Origin of the sequence: Pseudomonas sp. SCB32, assembly GCF_009189165.1 — a bacterium.
Lineage (GTDB): Bacteria > Pseudomonadota > Gammaproteobacteria > Pseudomonadales > Pseudomonadaceae > Pseudomonas.
In genome coordinates this window covers 3,950,031-3,972,902 of record NZ_CP045118.1, presented here as the reverse complement: position 1 = coordinate 3,972,902, position 22,872 = coordinate 3,950,031, and the positions used below count along the sequence as shown (strand labels likewise).

The 22,872-nt window shown below is 64.8% G+C and carries 22 protein-coding genes; 8 read left to right on the top strand and 14 right to left on the bottom strand.

The window, feature by feature from the left end:
* Window positions 1–112 precede the first annotated feature (112 nt).
* A complete protein-coding gene (gene tusA, locus GA645_RS18090) occupies window positions 113–352 on the top strand; it encodes a sulfurtransferase TusA (protein WP_043251558.1) in 240 nt (79 codons plus the stop codon).
* A 269-nt stretch (window positions 353–621) separates the two neighbouring features.
* On the opposite strand, the gene GA645_RS18085 is transcribed toward tusA, so the two are convergent.
* The 8 genes from GA645_RS18085 to GA645_RS18050 form a co-directional block, all read right to left on the bottom strand.
* A complete protein-coding gene (locus GA645_RS18085) occupies window positions 622–1,437 on the bottom strand; it encodes an ABC transporter permease (RefSeq protein ID WP_152224366.1) in 816 nt (271 codons plus the stop codon).
* A 96-nt stretch (window positions 1,438–1,533) separates the two neighbouring features.
* Window positions 1,534–2,370, bottom strand: a complete 837-nt coding sequence (locus tag GA645_RS18080) for an ABC transporter permease (RefSeq protein WP_152224365.1) — start codon at window positions 2,368–2,370, stop codon at window positions 1,534–1,536.
* Between the two features lie 16 nt (window positions 2,371–2,386).
* Window positions 2,387–3,502: an ABC transporter substrate-binding protein gene (locus tag GA645_RS18075; RefSeq protein WP_152224364.1), complete on the bottom strand. Its 1,116-nt coding sequence runs from the start codon at window positions 3,500–3,502 to the stop codon at window positions 2,387–2,389.
* A 56-nt stretch (window positions 3,503–3,558) separates the two neighbouring features.
* Complete coding sequence (locus GA645_RS18070) at window positions 3,559–4,644, bottom strand: ABC transporter ATP-binding protein (protein ID WP_152224363.1); 1,086 nt, start codon at window positions 4,642–4,644, stop codon at window positions 3,559–3,561.
* Window positions 4,645–4,784: 140 nt separating this feature from the next.
* Complete coding sequence (locus GA645_RS18065) at window positions 4,785–5,708, bottom strand: LysR substrate-binding domain-containing protein (RefSeq protein WP_152224362.1); 924 nt, start codon at window positions 5,706–5,708, stop codon at window positions 4,785–4,787.
* Window positions 5,709–6,032: 324 nt separating this feature from the next.
* Window positions 6,033–7,346 (bottom strand): FAD-binding oxidoreductase, encoded by a 1,314-nt coding sequence (locus tag GA645_RS18060; RefSeq protein WP_152224361.1) that lies wholly within the window; start codon window positions 7,344–7,346, stop codon window positions 6,033–6,035.
* A 178-nt stretch (window positions 7,347–7,524) separates the two neighbouring features.
* Window positions 7,525–8,904 carry a glutamine synthetase family protein gene (locus GA645_RS18055; RefSeq protein ID WP_152224360.1) on the bottom strand — a complete coding sequence of 460 codons (1,380 nt, stop codon included), beginning with the start codon at window positions 8,902–8,904 and terminating at the stop codon, window positions 7,525–7,527.
* A 171-nt stretch (window positions 8,905–9,075) separates the two neighbouring features.
* Complete coding sequence (locus tag GA645_RS18050) at window positions 9,076–9,264, bottom strand: hypothetical protein (protein ID WP_152224359.1); 189 nt, start codon at window positions 9,262–9,264, stop codon at window positions 9,076–9,078.
* Window positions 9,265–9,497: 233 nt separating this feature from the next.
* Here GA645_RS18050 and GA645_RS18045 point away from each other — a divergent pair, with 233 nt between their 5' ends.
* From GA645_RS18045 to GA645_RS18020, 6 genes are all read left to right on the top strand, one after another.
* On the top strand, window positions 9,498–9,767 hold the full coding sequence (locus tag GA645_RS18045; RefSeq protein WP_152224358.1) for a MoaD/ThiS family protein: 270 nt from the start codon (window positions 9,498–9,500) through the stop codon (window positions 9,765–9,767).
* 10 nt (window positions 9,768–9,777) lie between these two features.
* Complete coding sequence (locus GA645_RS18040) at window positions 9,778–10,881, top strand: exo-alpha-sialidase (RefSeq protein ID WP_152224357.1); 1,104 nt, start codon at window positions 9,778–9,780, stop codon at window positions 10,879–10,881.
* 159 nt (window positions 10,882–11,040) lie between these two features.
* The gene (locus GA645_RS18035; RefSeq protein WP_152224356.1) at window positions 11,041–11,370 is read left to right on the top strand and encodes a helix-turn-helix transcriptional regulator; all 330 of its coding nucleotides are present in this window, start codon (window positions 11,041–11,043) and stop codon (window positions 11,368–11,370) included.
* Complete coding sequence (locus tag GA645_RS18030) at window positions 11,367–11,795, top strand: YeeE/YedE family protein (protein WP_152224355.1); 429 nt, start codon at window positions 11,367–11,369, stop codon at window positions 11,793–11,795. The genes GA645_RS18035 and GA645_RS18030 overlap by 4 nt, the downstream gene beginning before the upstream one ends.
* Window positions 11,796–11,798: 3 nt before the next feature.
* Window positions 11,799–12,233, top strand: coding sequence for a DUF6691 family protein (locus tag GA645_RS18025; RefSeq protein ID WP_152224354.1), 435 nt, complete (start codon window positions 11,799–11,801; stop codon window positions 12,231–12,233).
* Window positions 12,230–13,093: an MBL fold metallo-hydrolase gene (locus GA645_RS18020; RefSeq protein ID WP_152224353.1), complete on the top strand. Its 864-nt coding sequence runs from the start codon at window positions 12,230–12,232 to the stop codon at window positions 13,091–13,093. Before GA645_RS18025 ends, GA645_RS18020 begins: the two co-directional genes overlap by 4 nt.
* Window positions 13,094–13,195: 102 nt before the next feature.
* On the opposite strand, the gene aceF is transcribed toward GA645_RS18020, so the two are convergent.
* The 4 genes from aceF to GA645_RS18000 form a co-directional block, all read right to left on the bottom strand.
* A complete protein-coding gene (gene aceF, locus GA645_RS18015) occupies window positions 13,196–15,130 on the bottom strand; it encodes a dihydrolipoyllysine-residue acetyltransferase (RefSeq protein WP_152224352.1) in 1,935 nt (644 codons plus the stop codon).
* Window positions 15,131–15,141: 11 nt separating this feature from the next.
* Complete coding sequence (aceE, locus tag GA645_RS18010; protein WP_152224351.1) at window positions 15,142–17,790, bottom strand: pyruvate dehydrogenase (acetyl-transferring), homodimeric type; 2,649 nt, start codon at window positions 17,788–17,790, stop codon at window positions 15,142–15,144.
* Window positions 17,791–18,065: 275 nt separating this feature from the next.
* Window positions 18,066–19,130, bottom strand: a complete 1,065-nt coding sequence (locus GA645_RS18005) for an acyltransferase (RefSeq protein WP_256676196.1) — start codon at window positions 19,128–19,130, stop codon at window positions 18,066–18,068.
* A 279-nt stretch (window positions 19,131–19,409) separates the two neighbouring features.
* Window positions 19,410–20,390, bottom strand: coding sequence for a GGDEF domain-containing protein (locus GA645_RS18000; protein ID WP_152224349.1), 981 nt, complete (start codon window positions 20,388–20,390; stop codon window positions 19,410–19,412).
* Between the two features lie 360 nt (window positions 20,391–20,750).
* Between GA645_RS18000 and GA645_RS17995 the strand changes: the two genes are divergently transcribed.
* Window positions 20,751–21,380: a histidine phosphatase family protein gene (locus GA645_RS17995; RefSeq protein ID WP_256675960.1), complete on the top strand. Its 630-nt coding sequence runs from the start codon at window positions 20,751–20,753 to the stop codon at window positions 21,378–21,380.
* Window positions 21,381–21,548: 168 nt separating this feature from the next.
* On the opposite strand, the gene GA645_RS17990 is transcribed toward GA645_RS17995, so the two are convergent.
* The gene (locus tag GA645_RS17990; RefSeq protein ID WP_152224347.1) at window positions 21,549–22,121 is read right to left on the bottom strand and encodes a hypothetical protein; all 573 of its coding nucleotides are present in this window, start codon (window positions 22,119–22,121) and stop codon (window positions 21,549–21,551) included.
* Window positions 22,122–22,225: 104 nt separating this feature from the next.
* A complete protein-coding gene (locus tag GA645_RS17985; RefSeq protein ID WP_152224346.1) occupies window positions 22,226–22,603 on the bottom strand; it encodes an NUDIX hydrolase in 378 nt (125 codons plus the stop codon).
* Window positions 22,604–22,872 lie beyond the last annotated feature (269 nt).

Below are 22,872 nucleotides of genomic sequence, written 5' to 3'. Positions count from 1 at the left end.
GCGCCCGCAGCGCCTGCCGCCCAACCAAGGTTCGGTGACTCGGACGGACGCGGGGTGACCGATCGGTGTCCTTTGCGCGACAATGCCTCATTCGTTTTTCTGGAGTTACCCGATGTCCCAGCCTGTCGACGCGATTCTCGACGCCACCGGCCTGAACTGTCCCGAGCCGGTCATGATGCTGCACAACAAGGTGCGCGACCTGCCGGCCGGCGGCCTGCTCAAGGTAATCGCCACCGACCCTTCCACCCGCCGCGACATCCCCAAGTTCTGCGTGTTCCTCGGGCATGAACTGGTGGAGCAGCAGGAAGAGGCGGGGACCTACCTGTACTGGATTCGCAAGAAGGCGGATTGATCTGCCGGGGTGTGGGCGTTCTGCACCCATTTCGTGGCATGAGCGCTGTGTAGGATGGCGTGGAGCGTAGCGATACCCATCGATTCAGTGCGCAGACAGCATGGGTATCGCTGCGCTCCACCCATCCTACGAGGCTGGATTCGCAAGAAGGCGGAGTGATCTGCCTGACGAGAGGCTTTTCGTAGGAGCGAGCTTGCTCGCGAACCGCCCAGCGTAAGAGCTGCCGGGAAGCTGGTTCGAGAGCAAGCTCGCTCCTACAGGGATGTACCTCAGCTTCCTGCGGGCCGCGCCGCAAGCTTCTGGGCAACCATCCTCCCGATCAGCGCGACGAAGGTCAGCCCGATCAGCACCACCGAGATGGCCGCCACCGCCGGGTCGATGTTGTCGCGCAGGCCGGACCAGATCTGCCGGGGCAGGGTGTTCACCTCGGTGCTGGTGACGAACAGGGTCACCGCGATCTCTTCCCAGCTCAGCGCGAAGCACAGCAGCGCGGTACTGGCCACACCCAGCTTGAGGTTCGGCAGCACCACCATGAAGGTGGTCTGGCCCAGGCTTGCGCCGAGGTTGCGCGCGGCCAGTTCAATGCGTCGGTCCAGCTGGCTCAATGCGACCAGCATGGTCACCACGCCGTAGGGCACCACCATCACGATGTGCGCGATGGTCAGGCCGAACAGGGTGTCGTAGCCCAGGCCGGGGGCGAACTGGCTGACCTTGGTCTCCATGAAGTACAGGACCATCGCCGAAATCATCGGCGGGATCGCCATGGGCAACAGCACCAGGCCGATCAGCAGGGTCGCCAGGCGCGAGCGCAGGTACCAGATGCCGAGGCTGAAGCTCACCGCCAACGCCGTCGCAATGACGCAGGTGGCGGTGGCGACGATCAGGCTCTGGCTGATCGCCGAGAGCCATTCCGGGCTGTCCACCAGCGCCTGGTAGTGGCGCAGCGACCAGTTGCCATTGGGCATCGACAGGAAACGCTTGCTGGTGAAGGACACCGGGATCACCGCCAGCAGCGGGAAGACCATGAAGATCATCGCCATGGTCGCCAGCAAGCGGCTAGGCGCCTTGGTTTCGTGTGAGTTCATCGTTCGATTCCTAAATTCTTTTCTGGGTCCCCGCGTTCGCGGGGATGACGAAAAAGGGCGTCACTCCCGCGAATGCGGGAGCCTAGAAAACACCTGCTATCCCACCAGCTTGTCGACGCGGGTCATGCGCAGCAGCGCCCAGATCATCCCGCTCACCAGCATCAGCAGCACCACCGAGAGCGCCGCGCCCAGGCCCCAGTTACTGGTCTGGAACATCTGCAGGTAGACGTACTCGGCCACCATCACCGTCTGCCCGCCGCCGAGGATTGCCGGGGTGATGAAGAAGCCCAGGCAGAACACAAAGACGATGATGAAGGCGCCGAGGATGCCGGGGATGGTCTGCGGCACGAAGATGCTCCAGAAGGTGCGCAGTTGCCCGGCGCCCAGACCGCGCGCGGCCAGCAGCACGCGCGGGTCAAGGCGGCGCATGGTGGAGACCAGCGGGAACAGGGCGAAGGGCACCATGAAGTGGACCATGCCGATCACCACCCCCAGCTCGTTGCGCGTGAGCTGCAACGGTTCGCTGATGATGCCCAGGTTCTGCAGCCAGCCGTTGAGCAGGCCGTTGCTGCGCAGGGCGATCAGCCAGCCGAAGGCGCGTACCAGCACTGACAGCCAGAACGGGATGAACACGCAGATTTCCACCACGCGCTGCCAGAACGGCGGGCTGTACACCCAGCAGTAGGCCATCAGGTAGGCGATCACCAGGGAGACCACGCTGACCGTGGTGCAAAGGCGGAAGGTCCGCCAGAGCACGTCGTGGATCGCCGGGTCCGTCATGATCCGCTGGTACTGCTCGATCCCCGGCTCCGGCAGGGTGAAGCTCCAGCCGAGTACGCCGAGGAAGGGCAGTACGTAGAACAGGATCAGAACGACCGGCAGTGGCAGCAGCAGCGCGCCCAGCTTCAGCCGCGAGGGGGCGTTATCGGCCATGGTCCGGCACTCCGCGTTACTTGGAGATATGCGTCAGGTACTGCTCCAGGGTCGCCCCGTAGTGGTCGGTGTACCACTCGTGGCTGAGCATCACCTGCTTGGGCAGGTTCGCCGGGTCGGTGCAGTTCAGGTGGCGGCGATCCTCGGGGATCAGCGTGGCGGCGGCGGGGTTGGCTGGGCCGTTGCCGAACATCTTGAACAGCTCGACCTGGGACTGCGGGTCCTGGGCGTAGGCGATGAACTTCATGGCCGCCTCGGTGCCCGCCGGGTTGCCCTTGAGCACGCCCCAGTTGCTGCAGCCCAGCAGGGCATTGTCGAAGGTCCACTTGATGCGGTTTTCGCTGTCCTCGGAGATCACCTGGGCACGGGTGTTCCAGATGGCGCCCATGGACACTTCGCCTTCCATCAGCAGTTGCTGGGTCTCCGCGCCCGAGCCCCAGAACGACAGCACGTGGGGCTTGAGCTCCTCGATCTTCTTCAGCGCGCGCGGCACGTCCAGCGGGTAGAGCTTGTCCGGGGTGACGCCGTCGGCCAGCAGCGCGGCCTCCAGCATGCCGTTCATCCACTTGTAGAGGGTGCGCTTGCCGGGGAAGGTCTTCACGTCCCAGAAGTCCGCCCAGGTCTTGGGCGCCTTGTCGCCGAAGCGCTGGCTGTCGTAGGCGATCACGTAGCTGAGCATGTAGTCGGCGATGCCGTATTCGTAGGCGAAGCCCGGCAGCACCTTGTCCTTGGAGACCACGTTGTAGTCGATGGGCTGCACCAGGCCTTCCTTGCCGAGGATCTGCAGGACCGAACTTTCCGCGTCGACCACGTCCCAGCTCACCCGGCCGCTGGACAGCTGGGTGCGGATGGCACCTTCGGTGGGGCCGCTGCCGTCGATCTTGGTCGGGATGCCGGTGGCCTTGGAGAAGCCTTCGGTCCAGGCCTTGCCGAATGCCTTTATCGCGTCACCGCCCCAGTTCACCACCACCAGCGGCTTGTCGCCGGTGGCGAAGCTGACGCCACTGCGCAGGGCCAGCGGCAGGGCCGCCATCAGGCCCATGCCCTTGAGGAAGGTGCGGCGGTCGATCTGCCCGCGGCGGGTCTTTTCGATGAGGACTTCGATGCAGTCTTGCTGATGCGGATTGAACATGAGTGCAGCTCCCGGTCGGAAGGGATGACGAAAAGGAAACGAACGCGTTCGGTGGCTCAGGCCAGCAGCAAACTTTTCTCGATGGGCCAGCTCAGCCAGACCTTGGCGCCGTGCTCCAGGCGCGAGGCCTGGTGGTCGGCGTGCACCGCCAGGCTCATGGGCAGAGCGCCCTCGGCGGCGGTGGCCAGGCCCAGCTCGGTGCTGGCGCCCTGGTAGGTCTTGGCGGTGAGCACGGCCTGCACCACGTTGTGGCCAGCGGTGGTCGGCGGCACGCTGTGCAATTGCATGTGCTCCGGACGCACCGCCAGCAGCGGGGCGGCGGCCTGCATGGCGGGCGAGTATTCGGCGCGCAGCTCGGCTTCGCCGTAGCGCCCGCAGGCCAGCTCACCGGCACGGCCCACCTGGGTCAGTGGGAACAGGTTCATCTTGCCGAGGAACTCGGCGACGAAGCGGTTGTTCGGCTGGTTGTAGATGGTCTGCGGGTCATCGACCTGGGCCAGTTGGCCACGGTTGAAGATGGCAATGCGGGTGGACAGGGCGAGGGCTTCGTTCTGGTCGTGGGTGACGAAGACGAAGGTGGTGCCAACCTGGCGGTGGATGCGCTGCAGTTCCGCCTGCAGCTGCTCGCGCAGGTTCTTGTCCAGCGCCGAGAGGGGTTCGTCGAGGAGCAGCATGTCCGGCTCGAACACAAGGGCGCGGGCAATGGCCACGCGTTGCTGCTGGCCGCCGGAGAGCTCGCCGGGGCGCTTGCCCAGATGCTCGCCCAGGCCGACCACTTCGAGCATGCGGCGCACGCGGCGGTTGCGCTCCTCGGTCTTCACGCCGCGAATCTTCAGCGGGAAGGCGACGTTGTCCTCGATGGTCATGTGCGGGAACAGGGCGTAGCCCTGGAACACCATGCCGAAGTTGCGCTTTTCGGCGGGGCGCCGGGTGATGTCGACGCCGCCTTCTTCCAGCTTGCCGCGGGACGGGTCCTGGAAGCCGGCGAGGATCATCAGGAAGGTGGTCTTGCCCGAGCCGGACGGGCCGAGGAGGGTAAGGAACTCGCCTTGCTGGATGTCGATGGACACTGCGTCCAGCGCGTTGAAACTGCCGTAGCTCTTGCCGATGCCGATGGCACGAAGTTGGGGCTGTCGCTCCACTGCACTTACCTCGATTTCTTGTTCTTGTTCGAGAGGTCGCCGGGTGAGGATCTGGGTAAAAATCAGCGGCCTTTTTTTAATGCAGTATTGTCAAATCTCTCTCCGCTTCAATCGCGTTTTTTTGCCCTCATTGTTCGAAATCATTCACCAATCATCACGTTGCGGCCGCCCTGGCGGAACTGCTCGGACATCCGCAGTTCCGCCTTCATCCAGGCCTTGAAGGCCCGTACGTCCGGGCGTTCGGACTTGGCCGGGTCGGTGACGAAGTAGTAGCGGTTGGGCGGTTCGATGGCGACGTTGAACAGCCGCACCAGTTGCCCTTTGGCCATGGCATCGCCGCTGACCAGCGCATCGCCCATCGCCACGCCCTGCCCGGCGATGGCCGCCGACTGCACCAGGTGCGCGTCGGAGAAGACGATGCCATTGCGCACGTTGAGGTTCTTCACCCCGGCGGCGGCCGTCCACAGCAGCCAGTCGGAGTGATCGACCATGTGCAGGAAGGGCAGGTTGGCGAGGTCTTCCGGCGAGTCCAGGCCGCCGATGGAGTTGAGCAGCGATGGGCTGCACACCGGGAAGGTGTCGAGGGTGGCGATCAGGTCGACGTGCAGGTCCGTCCAGTCGCCCACGCCGTAGGCAATGAACAGGTCGACGTCGCGGTTGGAGACATCGTCGGGAATCCGTGGCGAGACCAGGTTCAGCTCCACCTGCGGATGGGCGCGCTGGAACTTGCCTATCTGGTGGCACAGCCAGTAGGTGGCGAAGCCCGGTGTGCAGCTCACGCACAGGCGACCGGAGATTTCCTCGGCATTGGCGAAGCGCCGCGCCTCGTTGAGGATCGCCAGGGCGCGCTGGGTTTCACGGGCGAAGCATTCGCCGTGGTAGGTGAGCGCGATGCCACGGCCGACCCGCTCGGTGAGGGGAATGCCCAGGCAGTCTTCCAGGCTGTGCAACTGGTGGCTGACGGCGCTGCGGGTCAGGCTCAGCTCGCTGGCCGCGCCAGACAGGCTGCCCAGGCGGGCGACGGCATCCAGCACGCGGAGGGCGGTCATTGAGGGGAAACGCATGGCTCACTCCTAACGGCGAAGTGCAGCCTTTATCCCTGAGCGGGGCGGTGGTGTCGAGTGGGGCGGGTGCGGGCGCAGAGGTGACGCGGCTGGTCGTAGGATGGGTAGAGCAACGCGAAACCCATCGATCCGTGCACCGACAGCATGGGTTTCGCTTCGCCCTACCCATCCTACAACTGGCGCAGTATTCAGGAACTGGTCTGCCTTGACGGATTCCGCCGCAAGGGAATTCGCGGATAAGGTCCGCTCCTACGGAGGCGGTATCAACCTGTAGGAGCGGACTCTGTCCGCGATCCAGCGGTGCAAACAGGGCTCAGCCGGCTATCAGCGCAACTTCTCCATCATCTGGTAGTACCACATCCCCGCCGCCAGCATCGGGTTGCCGAACACGTCGCCCATCGGCACGCGGATGTGCTTGCACTGGGCGAAGGTGTCGAACTTCTCCAGGTCGCCGGTCATCGCCGTGGCCATGATCTCGCCCATGATGTGGGTGGTCGCCACGCCGTGGCCGGAGTAGCCCTGGCAGTACCAGACGTTCTCCGACAGCTTGCCCAGTTGCGGGATGCGGTTCATCACGATGCCCATGGCGCAGCTCCACTGGAACTCGATGTCCACGCCCTTGAGCGCCGGGAAGGTGCGCTCGATGCACGGACGCAGCTCGCCGGCGATATCGCGCGAGTCACGGCCGGAGTAGTTGGCGCCGCCGCCGAACAGCAGGCGACCATCGCCAGTCATGCGGTAGTAGTCGAGCACGAAGCGGCAGTCATAGACCGCCAGGTCCTGCGGGTTCAGGCGCTTGGCCAGCTCGCCCAGCGGCTTGGTGGTGACGATGCCGCCCATGGCCGGGAAGATCATGCCCTTGAGCTGCTTGCGCTCCAGCTTGTGGTAGACGTCGCCGGCGAGCATCACCTGCGCGGCGTTGATCCGCCCGCCGGAGGTGACCACCGCCGGGCGCGGGCCGTGGATGATATCCAGCACCTCGGAGTGTTCGAAGATCAGCGCGCCCAGGCTGGCGGCGGCCTTGGCCTCGCCGATGCACAGGTTGAGCGGGTGCAGGTGCATGTTGCGGGTGTTCTTGATGGCGCCGCAGTAGAGGTCGCTTTCCAGGTGCGCGCGCACGCCGGCGCTGTCCAGCAGGGTGATCTCGTCGCCCATGCCACGGCGCTTGGCGTCATCGAAGGTGGCCTTCAATTCGTCCATGTGCGACGGCTTCATCGCGGCGTGCAGGTGGCCGAACTTCAGGTCGCACTGGATGCCGTATTTCTCCACGCGGCTCTTGATGATCTCGTGGCCGCGCCAGCGCAGGTGCCAGATGAAATCCTCGACGTCGTCGCCCAGCCACTGGCGCATCTGCTTGCTCATGGCGGAGTCGCCGGAGAGGCTGCCGGTGACCTGCCCGCCGTTCCGCCCGCTGGCGCCCCAGCCGACCTTGTTGGTCTCGACGATGGCGACCTTGTAGCCGCGCTCCGCCAGTTCCACGGCGGTGGCGACGCCGGTGAAGCCGCCGCCGATGATGGCGATGTCGACGTTCACCTCGCCCTGCAACGTGGGGTAGCGGGTCTCTTCGTTGAGGCTCGCGGAGTAATAGGACTTCGCGCGCTCGGGGGCAGGAGTGGCGGGGTTCAGTGCAGCGTTCATTTCGGTGGTCCTGTTGTTGTTCGTTTTCCCTCTCCTTGGTCCTCTACCTGAAGGGAGAGGGGATTGCTCGGGAGCGGGTTGTAAGTTCTGCGATTCTGGTTTTCCGCGTTCGCGGGAATGACGTGAGTGGCGAGTTTCTGCGTCTCCCCCGCGAATGCGGGGGCCCAGAAGATGGATATCAAGCCTGGGTCAGATACCACCGCCAGTCCTGCTCGCCGACCTCGCCCATGAACTGCCGGTACTCGGCCTGCTTGACCTTCAGGTAGACGCCGAGGAATTCATGCCCCAGGGCATCGCGCGCCCAGCTGGAGCGCTCCAGCGCGCGCAGCGAGGTGAGCCAGTCGGTGGGCAGCAGTTCCTTGGCCTGGGCGTAGCCGTTGCCTTCCACCGGCGCGCCCGGGTCGATCTCCTCGCGGATGCCGCGATGGATGCCGGCGAGGATGCCGGCGGCGGCCAGGTAGGGGTTGGCGTCGGCGCCGCAGATGCGGTGCTCAACGTGCCGGGTGTGGGCCGGGCCGCCCGGTACACGCAGGCTTACGGTGCGGTTGTCGCAACCCCAGGTCGGCGCCAGCGGCGCGTAGCTGTTGGCCTGGAAGCGGCGGTAGGAGTTGGCGTTGGGGCAGAACAGCAGCAGCGAGTCGAGCAGGCTTTTCAGCATGCCGCCCACGGACTGGCGCAGCAGGGGAGTGCCGGCCCCGCTTTCAATATCAGCCATTTCGCTGGCGAACAGGTTGTTGCCCGCGGCATCGGCCAGGGACACGTGCATGTGCATGCCGGTGCCGGCCAGGTCGTCGAACGGCTTGGCCATGAAGCAGGCCTGCATGCCGTGCTTGTGCGCCACGCCTTTTACCAGGCGCTTGTAGCGCACGGCCTGGTCCATGGCGACCAGCGCATCGCCGTGTTCCAGGGTGATCTCCACCTGGCCCGGCGCGTACTCGGAAATCGCCGTGCGGGCCGGAATGCCCTGGGCCTTGCAGGCGGCATAGAGGTCGGCGAGGAACGGCTCGATCTGTTCCAGCTCGCGCAGGCCATACACCTGGGTGGCGCGAGGACGGCCGCCGTCGGCGTCCAGTGCAGGCTGTGGACGGCCATTGGCGTCACGCTTGGCGTCCAGCAGGTAGAACTCCAGCTCGCAGGCCATCACCGGGTGGAAGCCGTCGGCCTTCAGTTGGTCGATCACGTGGATCAGCACATGGCGCGGGTCGGCGATGTCCGCCGGTTTGCCTTCCACGGGGTGCATGCTGACCTGCACCGCCGCCGTGGGAATCTGCCGCCAGGGCAGACGCACCAGGCTGCCGGCCAGCGGATAGGCGCGGCAGTCGATATCGCCGACGTCCCAGACCAGCCCGGAGTCCTCCACATCCTCGCCGTGGATGGTGAGACCGAGGATGGTGCTGGGCAGTGGCCGGCCGGACTGGTACACGGCGAGCAGCTCTTCGCGGTGCAACAGCTTGCCGCGCGGCACGCCGTTGGCGTCGAGGATGAACAGCTCGACCATCTCGATATCGGGGTTTTGGGCCAGGAAGGACTGGGCTTCTTGCACGGAGGCGAAATTCATGGGGCTCTCGATAGCATCCAGGCGGATGCGCTGACGACCTGCAGGCCAGGGCCGCACCTCGGGTGCGGAGATAAAGGCAGGCAAGCGACGCAACGGGCTACGTCTTGTTCGAGGAGGCGCGGGCCTTCCCTGAGCGTAGTTCCGTCGATGGAGTTCGGGCGCGGCGGCCCGTCAGCGGCTGGCGCTATCCGGTGGGCGCGCGTGGCGGCAATGCCAGAGCGCCCAGAAGGCCAGTTCGAGAGGCAGGGTCAGCGGTTGCAGTTCGAGCCATCGGGCATGTTTGCGCGGCAGACGGGTAGCGCTGCCGGCCTTGCGGGCGGCGACGGGTTCCAGCGGTGCGGGCGAAACGAGCAGGTGCATGTTGGACGGGATGGCTGACGATGCGAGCAGCCTCGCACAGGCTCATGCGTTTATTAAATGTGATTTTCGAGATGATTAGATTCTAAAAAACGAAACTGAATGCCTGAGCCCCGTCGCCACGAGCGCCGTTCCAGAGGCGCCGCGGGTGTTCGGATACAGCCGGTCGCGTGCGCCGATGGGGGCTCGAGCCTCCCCTACACTGGGAGCATCTTTCGTCAGGACCGGGTCAGCCCATGAGCCGAATCGTCTTCGCCCCCTCGATCCAGCGCCACGTCGCGCTGGAGGAGCGCGAGCTGACGGCGCCGACCTTGCGCGCGGCGCTGGAGACGGTGTTCGCCGAGGCGCCCGCCCTGCGCGGCTACCTGCTGGACGACCAGGGCGGGCTGCGCCGGCACCTGACGATCTTCATCGACGGCCTGCGCCTGCGCGACCGCGTCCGCCTGAGCGATGCCCTGGCGGCGGACAGCGAGGTCTACGTGGTGCAGGCCCTGAGCGGCGGCTGAGGAGGCGGCTATGGACGATCGATTGCTGGTGGCGACCCGCAAGGGGCTGTTCACCTTTGCGCGCGACGTGAACGGCTGGCAGGAAGCCCGCCGCGAATTCCTTGGCGAGCCCCTGAGCGTGGTGCTGGCCGACCCCCGCGACGAAACCCTCTACGCCGCGCTCAACCTCGGCCACTTCGGCTGCAAGCTGTGGCGCCAGCGCCCAGGTGAGGAGTGGCAGGAAGTCGCCGTGCCGGTTTACCCGCCGCAGCCCGACCCTCTGCCGCAACCGAAGGAGGGCGATGCGCCGCCCGCGCCCTGGACCCTGCAACAGATCTGGTGCCTGGAGACGGGCGGCGCGGCCGAGCCCGGCGTGCTCTGGGCCGGGACCATTCCCGGCGGGCTGTTCCGCAGCGCCGACGGCGGCGACAACTGGGAACTGAACCGCCCGCTGTGGGACCGCCCCGAGCGTGCCCGCTGGTTCGGCGGTGGCTACGACTGGCCGGGCATCCATTCGGTCAGCGTCGACCCACGGGACAGCCAGCACCTGACCGTCGGGGTGTCCTGCGGCGGCGTCTGGCAGAGCGACGACGGCGGCGCCAACTGGCGCAACACCACGGCGGGCATGTACGCCGACTACATGCCGCCGGAACTGCGCGAGGACGGCGCCATCCAGGACCCGCATCGTCTGGTGCAGTGCCCGGCGCAACCGGACCGTCTGTGGGTGCAGCATCACAACGGCATCTTCACCTCCAGCGATGGCGGTGCGCGCTGGCATGACGTCCAGGTCAAGCCCTCCAGCTTCGGCTTCGCCGTCGCGGTGCACCCGACCCAGCCGGACACCGCCTGGTTCGTCCCGGCGGTGCAGGATGTCTGCCGGGTGCCGGTAGACGGCCACTTCGTGGTCACCCGTACCCGCGATGGCGGCGCCAGTTTCGAGGTGCTGGACAGCGGCCTGCCGCAGGGGCCGGCCTTCGACCTGGTGTACCGCCATGGCCTGGCAGTGGACGACGACGGTATCTGCCTGGCGATGGGCTCCACCACCGGTGGCCTGTGGCTGTCGGAAAACGGCGGCGACCACTGGCAGTGCCTGTCGGCCAACCTGCCACCGATCTACTGCGTACGCTTCGGTTAGGCCTCGCGCGGTACGCCGAGGGGGCGCGCAACGGTGGATGTAGGCGCGGCTCCCGCATGACCTCCGGGAAGCCGTTGGTCCAGGCGCGCGATATCTGGCTGGTCATTGCACGAAAAATAATATATAAAAATATAGATTGTATATCTGTAGATCGTTGCCATGACCGCTACTACGCTCGACCCCGCCGACGCGCTGCGTCTGCACCAATCCGCTGAATCCGCCTGCCAGTTGCTCAAGGCCCTGGCCAACACGGACCGCCTGATGTTGCTCTGCCAGTTGGCCCAGGGCGAGTTGAACGTGGGTGAGCTGGAGGCCCGCACCGGCATTTCCCAGCCGACCCTCTCGCAGCAACTGGCAGTGCTGCGCCGCGAGGAGCTGGTGGAAACCCGTCGCGAAGGCAAGCAGGTCTACTATCGCATCGCCAGCCACCAGGCGCTGGCGGTGATCGAGACCCTGTATCGGCTGTTCTGCGCAGAGGTGCCGAAATGATCGACTGGACCCACTTCACGCCCTGGAGCGCCCTGGCCGGTGGCGCGCTGATCGGGCTGTCGGCAGGACTGTTCGCCGTGCTCGATGGTCGTATCGCCGGCATCAGCGGCCTGCTCGGCGGGCTCTTCAAAGGTGCCGGCTGGCGTGGCGAAGGCCCGTTGTTCCTGCTCGGCATGCTGGCGGCGCCCTTGCTGTGGGCGGTGCTGCGGCCGCTGCCGGAGATTCGCTTCGAGGCCGGCTGGGCGACCTTGCTGGTGGCGGGGCTTCTGGTCGGTGTCGGCAGCCGCTTCGGCTCTGGCTGCACCAGTGGGCACGGCGTCTGCGGCCTGTCGCGGATGTCCGGCCGTTCCCTGGTGGCAACCTTGAGCTTCATGGCCACCGGCTTCATCACCGTGTTCATCCTGCGTCACCTGCTGGGAGCCTGAAGCATGGGCAAGATCGTTGCGTTTCTGGCCGGCCTGCTGTTCGGCATCGGCCTGCTGCTGGCGGGCATGGCCAACCCGGCAAAGGTGCTGGGCTTCCTCGATCTCGCCGGGCACTGGGACCCGTCGTTGGCGCTGGTGATGGCCGCCGCCATTGGTGTGGCACTGCCGTTCTTCACCTGGGCGCGGCGGCATGATTGCTCGCTGCTGGGCGGCGTCATGCAGTTGCCGAAGCGCCGCGACCTGGATGGCCAACTGATCGGTGGCAGCCTGCTGTTCGGTGTCGGCTGGGGCATCGCTGGCATCTGCCCGGGACCGGCGCTGGTGACCTTCGCCGCCGGTTACTGGCAGGGCGCGCTGTTCTGCCTGGCCATGCTGGTGGGCATGGGGCTGCACGCCGGGTACGAATGGCAACGCGACGCGAAGAGGAGACCCGCATGAGCGCCACTATCCAACCCTTCTTCGATCCGGCCACTTCCACCTACAGCTATGTGGTGGCCGACCCGAACACCGGCCATTGCGCCATCGTCGACCCGGTACTCGACTACGATGCCGCTGCCGGGCGCATTGGCTATGGCAATGCCCGAAGTATCCGCGATTACGTGCGTGAACAGGGCCTGACGGTGGAGTGGCTGCTGGAGACCCACCTGCACGCCGATCACCTGTCCGCGTCGGCCTGGCTCAAGGGCGAGTTGGGCGGGCGTCTGGCCATCGGTGCGAGCACCACCCAAGTGCAGCGCACCTTTGCCGGGCTGCTCAACCTGGGGGGAGGCTTCCCCTGCGACGGCAGCCAGTTCGACCACCTGTTCGAAGACGGCGAGCGCTTTTTCATCGGCGAACTGGAGGCCGAGGCATTGCACACGCCCGGCCATACCCCCGCGTGCATGACCTACCGGATCGGCGATGCCGCCTTCGTCGGCGACACCCTGTTCATGCCTGACTATGGCACCGCCCGCTGCGACTTCCCCGGCGGCGACGCGCGCCAGTTGTACCGCTCGATCCAGCGGCTGTTCGCGCTGCCGGGAGAGACCCGGCTGTTCATGTGCCACGACTACCTGTCGGCGGACCGGGAGGAGCATGAGCACGAAACCACCGTCGAGCGGCAGCGTCAGGACAACGTGCACGTGCATGACGGCGTGGACGAGGAGAGCTTCGTCAGCATGCGCCAGCAGCGCGATTCGACGCTCCATGCGCCGGCGCTGATCTGGCCGTCGATCCAGGTGAACGTGCGCGGCGGGGTGTTGCCCGAGGCGGAGGATAACGGTGTGCGTTACCTGAAGATTCCGCTGGATCGGATGTGATCGCCGCAGGGGACAACCGTAGGAGCGTGACGGGCGCACCTGGAGGAGCGGGCCATGCCCGCGATCGCACCCATGGGGCGCTCCTACAGGTGAGCACCTGCCTTACAACAGCAGACTTCGAATATCCCCCAGCAACTCACCCAACCGCTTGGTGAAACGCGCCGCCGCCGCCCCGTTGATCACCCGGTGATCGTAGGACAGCGACAGCGGCAGCATCAGGCGCGGCTGGAAGGCCTTGCCGTCCCACACCGGCTGCATGGCGGCCTTGCTCACCCCGAGGATCGCCACCTCCGGCGCGTTGACGATCGGCGTGAAGCCGGTGCCGCCAATGTGGCCGAGGCTGGAGATACTGAAGCAGGCACCCTGCATGGCGTCGACGGAGAGCTTCTTGGTCCGTGCCTTCTCCGCCAGCTCTGCAGCCTCGGCGGCCAGTTGCAGCAGGCCCTTCTTGTCGACATCGCGGATCACCGGCACCAGCAGGCCATCCGGCGTGTCCACGGCAAAACCGATGTGCACGTACTTCTTGCGGATCAGCGCCTTGCCGCTGGGGGCCAGCGAGCTGTTGAAGTCCGGCAGCTCGAGCAATAGATGAGCGCAGGCCTTGAGCAGGATCGGCAGCACGGTCAGCTTGGTGCCGGCCTTTTCGGCGACGGCTTTCTGCGCCACGCGAAAGGCTTCGAGCTCGGTGATGTCGGCGGACTCGAACTGGGTGACGTGGGGTACGTTGAGCCAGCTGCGGTGCAGGTTGGCGGCGCCGACCTGCATCAGCCGCGTCATCGGCACTTCTTCCACTTCGCCGAACTTGCTGAAGTCGACTTCCGGGATCGGCGGGATGCCCGAGCCGCCAGTGACGCCAGCCGGGGCTGCCTTGCTGCGCTGGAGTTGTTCCTTGACGAAGAGCTGCACATCTTCCTTGAGAATGCGGCCTTTCGGGCCGGTGCCCTTTACCTGGGCCAGATCGACGCCGAACTCGCGGGCAACCATGCGCACTGCGGGGCCGGCGTGGACCTTGGTGCCGTCGCGGCTGGGCGCGCCGACCGGGGCAACTTCGGGGGCCTTGGGCGGCTCGGCTTTTGCTGCGGAAGGGGCAGCGGCCGATTTCTCTGCACTCGGTGCTGGAGCCTGGGCCGGTGCCGCGCCGCCAGTGATTTCCAGCTGGAGGATTTCATCGCCTTCCTTGAGCGTATCGCCGATCTTCACCCTGATCGCCTTCACCACACCGGCCTTGGGCGCGGGGATCTCCATGCTGGCCTTGTCCGATTCCAGCGTCAGCAGGCTCTGGTCGGCGGCGATGTGGTCGCCAACCTTGATCATCAGCTCGATGACCTGGCCTTCGCCATTGCCGATGTCCGGCACCTTGATGGTCTCGACGCCGCCAGTGGCGGGTGCAGGCGCAGCAGCCGGCGGGGCAGTGGGTTTGTCTTCCCTCGCCGGGGCAGGAGCGGACGGGGTGCTGGCCGCCGGCGCGCCGCCCTCGGTCTCCAGCTCGAGGATGTCGTCACCCTCCTTGAGCGTGTCGCCGATCTTCACCCTGATCGCTTTCACCACGCCGGCCTTGGGTGCGGGGATTTCCATGCTGGCCTTGTCGGATTCCAGGGTCAGCAGGCTCTGGTCGGCCTCGATGCGGTCGCCGACCTTGACCATCAGTTCGATGATCTCGCCTTGGCCGTTGCCGATGTCCGGGACCTTGATGGTCTCCACGCCACCACCTGAGGAGGCCGGTTGTGGTGCTGGCGCAGCAGCCGGTTTCGGTGCCTCGGCGGGGGGCGGAGAGAGCACCGAAACCGGCGCTTCAGCGGAGGCGCCTTCGGTGTCCAGCTCGAGAATTTCGTCGCCCTCCTTAAGGGTGTCGCCGACCTTCACCTTGATGGCTTTCACCACGCCGGCCTTCGGCGCGGGAATTTCCATGCTGGCCTTGTCCGACTCCAGTGTCAGCAGGCTTTGCTCGGCTTCGATACGGTCGCCGACCTTGACCAGCAATTCGATGACTTCGCCCTGGCCGTTGCCGATGTCGGGTACGCGAATGGTCTCGCTCATCGTGCCTCTCCTCAGCAATCCAGCGGGTTGGGTTTTTCGGGGTCGAGACCGAACTTGACGATGGCCTCGGCCACCACCTTCGGCTCGATGTCGCCACGGTCGGCCAGGGCTTCCAGGGCCGCCAGCACGACCCAGTGGCGGTCCACCTCGAAGAAGTGGCGCAGCTTGGCGCGGGTGTCGCTGCGGCCGAAGCCGTCGGTGCCCAGCACCTTGTACTCCTTGCTCGGCACCCACTGGCGGATCTGCTCGGCGTAGACCTTCATGTAGTCGGTCGAGGCGATCACCGGTCCCCGGCGCCCGCTCAGGCATTCCTCGACGTAGCTGGGCCTGGGTTTCTGGCCCGGGTGCAGGCGGTTCCAGCGCTCCACGGCCAGGCCATCGCGGCGCAGTTCGTTGAAGCTCGGCACCGACCAGACGTCGGCGCCGATGCCGAAGTCGTTGCGCAGGATTTTCGCCGCCGCCTCGACCTCGCGCAGGATGGTCCCCGAACCCAGCAGCTGCACATGGTGCGCGGCCGAGCGGCGGTCCTCGTCGAGCAGGTACATGCCCTTGATGATCCCGGCGGCAGCGCCTTCGGGCAGCGGCGGGTGAGGGTAGTTCTCGTTCATCACGGTGATGTAGTAGAAGACCTCCTGCTGCTCCTCCATCATCTGCCGCACGCCTTCCTGGATGATCACCGCCAGCTCGTAGGAGTAGGTCGGGTCGTAGGTGCGGCAGTTGGGGATCACCGAGGCCAGCACATGGCTGTGGCCGTCCTCGTGCTGCAGACCTTCGCCGTTCAGGGTGGTGCGTCCGGCGGTGCCACCGAGCAGGAAGCCGCGGGTCAGGCTGTCACCGGCGGCCCAGGCCAGGTCACCGATGCGCTGGAAGCCGAACATCGAATAGAAGATGTAGAACGGCAGCATCGGCTGGCGGTAGTTGCTGTAGGCGGTGCCGGCGGCGATGAAGGAGGACATGGCGCCAGCCTCGGTAATGCCTTCTTCGAGGATCTGGCCCTTCTTGTCCTCGCGGTAGAACATCAGCTGTTCCTTGTCGACCGGCTCGTAGAGCTGGCCCACTGAGGAATAGATGCCGAGCTGGCGGAACATGCCCTCCATGCCGAAGGTGCGTGCCTCGTCGGGGATGATCGGCACGATGCGCGGGCCCAGTTCCTTGTCCTTGACCAGCTGCGAGATGATCCGGACGAAGGCCATGGTGGTGGAGATTTCGCGGTCGCCGGTGCCGTCGAGCATGGCCTTGAGGGTTTCCAGCGACGGTGCCGGAATGCTCTGGCTGTTGCCGTGGCGGTGGGGCATGAAGCCGCCGAGGGACGCGCGGCGCTCCTTCAGGTAGCGCGCTTCGGCGCTGCCTTCTTCGGGACGGTAGAACGGCAGTTTGGCCAGGTCCGCGTCCTTGATCGGGATGTCGAAGCGGTCGCGGAAGGCGCGCAGGCTGTCGACGTCGATCTCGTGGATGTTGTGCGCGATATTCTTCGCTTCGCCCGTGCCGGTGCCATAGCCCTTGATGGTCTTGGCCAGTACCACGCTGGGCTGGCCCTTGTGGTGCACCGCCTCGTGGTAGGCGGCGTAGACCTTGTAGGGGTCGTGGCCGCCACGGTTGAGCTTCCAGATTTCGTCGTCGGAGAGGTCCTTGACCATCTCCAGCAGCTCCGGCCGGGTGCCGAAGAAGTGCTCGCGGACGAAGGCTCCATCCTTGGCCTTGTAGTTCTGGTAGTCGCCGTCCACCGCCTCGTCCATCCGCGCCTGCAGCAGGCCGGCGTGGTCCTTGGCGAACAGCGGGTCCCAGAAGCGACCCCAGATCACCTTGATCACGTTCCAGTTGGCGCCACGGAACACGCCTTCCAGCTCCTGGATGATCTTGCCGTTGCCGCGCACCGGGCCGTCCAGGCGCTGCAGATTGCAGTTGACCACGAAGATCAGGTTGTCGAGCTTCTCGCGCCCGGCCAGGGAGATGGCGCCGAGGGACTCGGGCTCGTCGGTCTCGCCGTCGCCGAGGAAGCACCAGACCTTCTGCTTGCCGGCGGGGATGAAACCGCGGCTTTCCAGATACTTCATGAAGCGCGCCTGGTAGATCGCCTGGATCGGCCCCAGGCCCATGGACACCGTGGGGAACTGCCAGAAGTGCGACATCAGGCGCGGGTGGGGGTAGGAGGATAGGCCCTTGCCGTCCACCTCCTGGCGGAAGTTCACCAGTTGCTCGTCGCTGACCAGCCCCTCGATATAGGCGCGGGCGTAGATGCCGGGCGATGCGTGGCCCTGGAAGTAGATCAGGTCGCCGGCGTGTTCCTCGGTCGGGCCGTTGAAGAAGTAGTTGAAGCCGATGTCGTAGAGGGTCGCCGAGGAGGCGAAGGTGGAGATGTGGCCGCCCAGCGAGGGGTCCTTGTGGTTGGCGCGCATCACCATGGCCAGGGCGTTCCAGCGCACCAGCGAGCGGATGCGCCGCTCCATGAACAGGTCGCCGGGCATGCGCGCCTCGTGCCCGGCCGGGATGGTGTTGCGGTACGGGGTGGTGATGGCGTAGGGCAGTTGGGTGCCGGTACGGCTGGCCAGCTCGCCGAGGCGGGTCATCAGGTAGCGGGCGCGGTCCTCACCTTCCTTTTCCAGTACGGATTCCAGTGCGTCCAGCCATTCCTGGGTTTCCACGGGGTCGATATCGTGCATGGTCAGGGGTCCTGGTTACGGGGTCGGCTCAACGCTATGCCGGCACCGGGGCCAGTCCCACCGCCAGTTTGGCGGAAAAGCTGAAGTCCGTTTCCGAACTTCGCTGCCTACCGCCGGCACGCGTGCGTGGGATAGAGCTTAGACAGCCCTGCCGCGACTGTCGGGGTTGGTCGTCGAGTCAGGTCGTCGAATGGAGGCTATCGATAGGCTGTTTCTTCCATTGCAAAAAAGCCCGCCGGTTGGCGGGCTTCGATAGTCCAGGTCTGTAAACCGTTTCACGAGGTCACGAGATTACTGCGCGAGGCCCTTTGCTTTCTGTTCACATAGTCGATTGCGGGTTGTTCTATGAACACATGGAGGAGATAACCGGCTCCAATCACCATCATCAAGTACGACAGGACGGCGGACAAACTGGTCATGTCCATATGCTCCTTGACGAAGAGCACAAAGATGGGGTGTGCCAGGTAAACAGCAAAGGAAATTTTACCTAGGAAGTCGCCAACTCTATTGTTGGTAAGGTGGTAAATGATTCCCGCCTGGCTGGCAAGGGAGTAGATCAGGACGGTGAAGATGAATGGAGCAATGAAGGAGTCCCGGCCAATCCAGGTGGTTTTTGCAAAGAGATAAAGTCCGACACCAATTACTATAATCTGGACAATTGACTCAGTAAGTTCGGAAATCTGAGTGGAGCGCACATGAATTGCCACCGCGGCGCCCAAGCAGAATCCAACCAGGCAACGAATGAATCCGAACGGAATTCCATTGTTCCATAGCTGGTAGTGGGCATTCATCTGTGCTGGCGAAGTCCTGCTGATAAGTACGACTAACCACAGGGAAATCAGGATTAGACAAGACAGCAGCACGCCGGAGTGCCTTGCCTTCAGTGCATGAACTACGGCAAAGAAGACCATTCCAAGCCAGAACTCTGCAGAAATACTCCAGCCCACACCCATTGGTTCGAATGTATAATTTGAGCCGCCACCAAATGGGAAGAGTTGCGTCAGTGTTGTGATTCTGAACAAATCCAAACCGGTTGGATAGGGGATGTTTTTGGTAATCCTCAGGATTACGAAATGTATGGCAACTACAAATAGGAAAGTGGGGAATATTCGGTAGAAACGCTTTTCTGTAAAGCTGATGAACCAGTTGGAGTCGGATCGTTTGTCGGCAAGAACCGATTTTGTAAGGACGAATCCGCTCAGGATAAAGAAGAAGTCCACCGCCAGAATAAAGGAGGAGGGTACTATATCCCTTATTCCGTTCCAGTGATAGAAATGCCCCAGTGCAACCGCAAGTGCGAATGCCCCTCGGAAAAAGTCCAAGGATAGATTTCGCGTCATCCCTGCCACCACATATCTCCCTGATTAAAAAAAGCGGAGATTCTATCAGGACTGATGTCAGTTGGCCATTTGTTGGCTCTCGCTGGGGGAGGAGGGCATCGCTGCAAGCGATTGGACCTCCGGCGCAGTAGATATGGCCAGGGCACGACTGGGGAATGGACGGCCGTGTCCGAGGCAGCCGTATTCGGACGTCTCTGAGCATGGGCGACGAGCATTGAACGTGGCGAGACTCGGAACGGAAGCTCGCCCGATGTTCGGGCCGGGAATTACCAGGACCCCTCAGGACCCTTGGGGCGCTGCATCCTGGCGCAAGTCGTCACCGCGATCCCATTGCGCCGCCACCAGCCGATCGCGTCCGTCCTGCTTGGCCCGGTATAGCAGCCGGTCGACCGCCGCGACGAAGTCCAGCGGGCGGTCTCTGGAGGAGGGCACGGCGGTGCCGATGCCCAGGCTGATGGTCAGCAGCGATGAAACGTTGGATTTCTCGTGGGCGATCTTCTGCTCGCGCAGCACGCTGTGGCAGCGCTCGGCGACATGCCGGGCGGCCTCGCTGTCGGTCTCCGGAAGCACCAGGACGAATTCCTCGCCGCCGAAGCGCGCGATGAAGTCGCGCGGACGGTGCAGCGCGCCGGCCAGTGCCTTGCCGACGCTACGCAGGCAGTCGTCGCCGCGGACGTGGCCGTAGTGGTCGTTGTACTGCTTGAAGTAGTCGATATCGAGAAGGATCAGCGACAGCGGTTGGCCGCTGCGCTGGGCGCTGCCCCATTCGGTGTCCAGCACCGAGTCGAACATGCGCCGGTTGGCCACGCCGGTGAGGCCGTCCTTGTATGAGTACTCCTCCAGCTGGCGCTGGAGCATGATCAGCTGCTCTTCGGCGCGCTTGCGCTCGCTGATGTCGAACATGAAGCCGACCAGCGAATCCACCTCGCCGTTGTCGTCGCGCACCACGTGCACCACGTCGCGGATCCACACGTAGTCACCCTTGATGGTCAGGGCGCGGTAGTCGGCCTCGTGGTCGGTGCCCTCGCGCGATTGCGACACGCAGAAATTCACCACCCGGTCGCGGTCCTCGGGGTGCATGCGCTCTGCCCAGTCGTTGGCGCTGACCCAGCTGGACGGGCTCCAGCCCAGCAGCGCTTCGATCTGCGGACCGATGTAGGCGAAGGTCATGGTCTTCCAGTCGATCTTCCAGGGAATGGCCTGGGTCGACTCGAGCAATGTCTTGTATACCGCGCTGTCGGTGGGGGCGTCGTACTGCATGTGCGCATCCTGATGGCAAAGTGCCTTGTTATACCGCACTCCCGTGACCCGGGCATGCCGCCAGACGACCGCGCCGTTCCCCCAGCGCGCCTTGCCGACGGGCGGTCGTGCGCGCGCGTACCGGCGTGCGCTCTGCCTCGCGCGGCGCCCGGTAACGACATCTTCAGCAATTCATGACGCCATCTTCACAAGCCCGACGCTACGTTTCCCAGTCCCACATCCGACAACCAACAGTGCGGTGTGAGCCCCAGGAGTGGGCCGGGTCCCGGTGTGCCCCAGGCATGCCGGGCATGGGTACGAACACAGCCTTGTAGGCCAGCCAGCGGAAACCAATAGCCAATGTCTCTCTTCGCCCGGAACGTGCGACGACTCCTCGCCAACCGCTTGCTGGTGGTTCCCCTGGTATTGCTCACCCTGGGGCTGATCAGCGGTTTCTGGCTCATCCGCCCGCCGGCCGCCGAGAACATCGCCCATGATCCGGCCAGCCTGGAAGCACTGCGCGAGCACTGGCGCCAGGGCGACCTGATCATCCTGGTGCGCCATGCCGAGCGTTGCGACCGCTCCAGCGCGCCCTGCCTGTCCGCGCCCGAGGGCATTACCGTCCGTGCCCAGGCCGCAGCCCAGGAGCTGGGCCGGCATTTCCGCGTGCTCGGCATCGCCGACAGCGACATCTTCAGCAGCCCGCAGGTCCGCGCCGAGCAGACCGCCGCCTCGATGTTCGGCCAGACGCCGAACCAGCAGGAGTGGCTGTCCAACTGCCGTGGCTCGATGCTGAACCAGGCGCGGCAACACAAGGCTCCCCATCGCAACCTGATCCTGGTGACCCATAGCGAGTGCATCGAGGATCTGGAGGCCACCGTGAGCATCTCCAGATCGGAGACGCCCGGCTACGCGTCGTCGCTGTTCCTCATCAACGACGGTCAAACGCCACCCAAGCTGCTCGGCTACCTGGATGCCGATCAATGGGCCGCCGTCGCGCCGATCCGTTGATCCCACAAGGGCGCCGCATGTCGGCAGCGGGTTTCCAGATGATCAATCCGGGCACACGGCTGCTGGCAGCATCGTTGTCGACCCGTTGAGGCTGGCCACGGTCACTGCTTCAAGACGCCTGCCACACATCTGGCATGAGCCCGAGACGGTGTCCGGCCGGGTCGCCCGTCAGCGGGCGCTGAGGCTGCGGGGCGTGCCGCCCAGGTGGTAGCGCTCAAGCTCCTGCGGCGAAAGCACATGCATTTTCTGCGGCTCGATCTCCTGCATGTCGTCAGCCAGCGCGAGGGGGATGTCCATGTCGCGCAGGTAGCCGCGTGCGTTGTAGGCGCCGCCGGCCTGGGACGAGTCGCCGCCCGGATAGTAGGGGCGGTGCAGGCCGACGTAACCGCGTACCGTCTTGCGCTGGCCGGCGGCCAGCAGATACACGCAGGAGCCCTGGCACACGCTGTTGGACGGCACCAGGGTCTCGAAGCCGGACTCGCGCAACAGGCGCCCCATCTTGATCGACTCCGCCGCGCTGCCGCCAATGCTGTCGAGCAGCGCCACCTTGCGGGCGAACTTGCCGGGATTGCCCATCAACCCCTTGAGCAGGCGCTCGTAGTCACCCGGCGCGACGTCCTCGGAAATGCGCACAGCCAGTACCGGGCCGACCTTGCTGTGCTGCACCGGCTGTACCTCGACCTTGGCCAGGGCGCTGGCGGAGCAGAGGAGGGTGGCGCAGAACAGGGTGACGCGACGCATGGGCGGAAAATCCTGTCAGAGGGTTCATTCAGAGGGCGCCGAAGATACCGCGAAGCACCGGCGCCTTGCACCCCTCATCTTCTGCCCGCAGCGTTACCCAGGACTCAGCTCGCCTTGGACAGGCAGGTGCGCAGCAGGCGGCGCACCGACTTGTTGATCTTGCGCTGCTCCACGTCTTCCGGGCCGAACCAGCGGCAGTCGGCGATCTCGTTCAGCGGTACCGGTTGCTGGGCCGGATCGATCGGCGTCTCGAACACGTAATGCAGCGTCTGGTACAGCTCCAGCGGTGCGAGGTAGCTGAGCTGCGCTGCGTGCAGGCCGGTTTCCTCGTTCAGTTCGCGCAGGGCGGCCTGGCCGGGACGCTCATCCTGTTCGATGCGTCCGCCGGGCAGGTTCCATTTCGACTTGGCCTTGCGGACGAAGAGAATCTTGTCATTGAGGCGGCAGATGACCGTTGCACGTTCCTTCAGCGATTTACCCATGGCGGCACCTCTGCGGCAAAACCAATCACTCTGCAAACATCGGACGCGTCGCCATGGATGAAGAATTGCTTGGTGGGATAGTCAGTTACGGAAATGAAGTGTGCAGATGGTAAGGGTCGGCTTTCAGCGGAGTCTGTAGGAGATTTCTCAGCGACCTGCTCCGACATCCTGACTCTCGAGCGTCCGGGGGACTTGCTCTTGAGACGGCGGATGGCTGTTGCGCGTTCCTTGGGAATCCTCTCCATGACACCTTCTCCTTACGGCAGAGT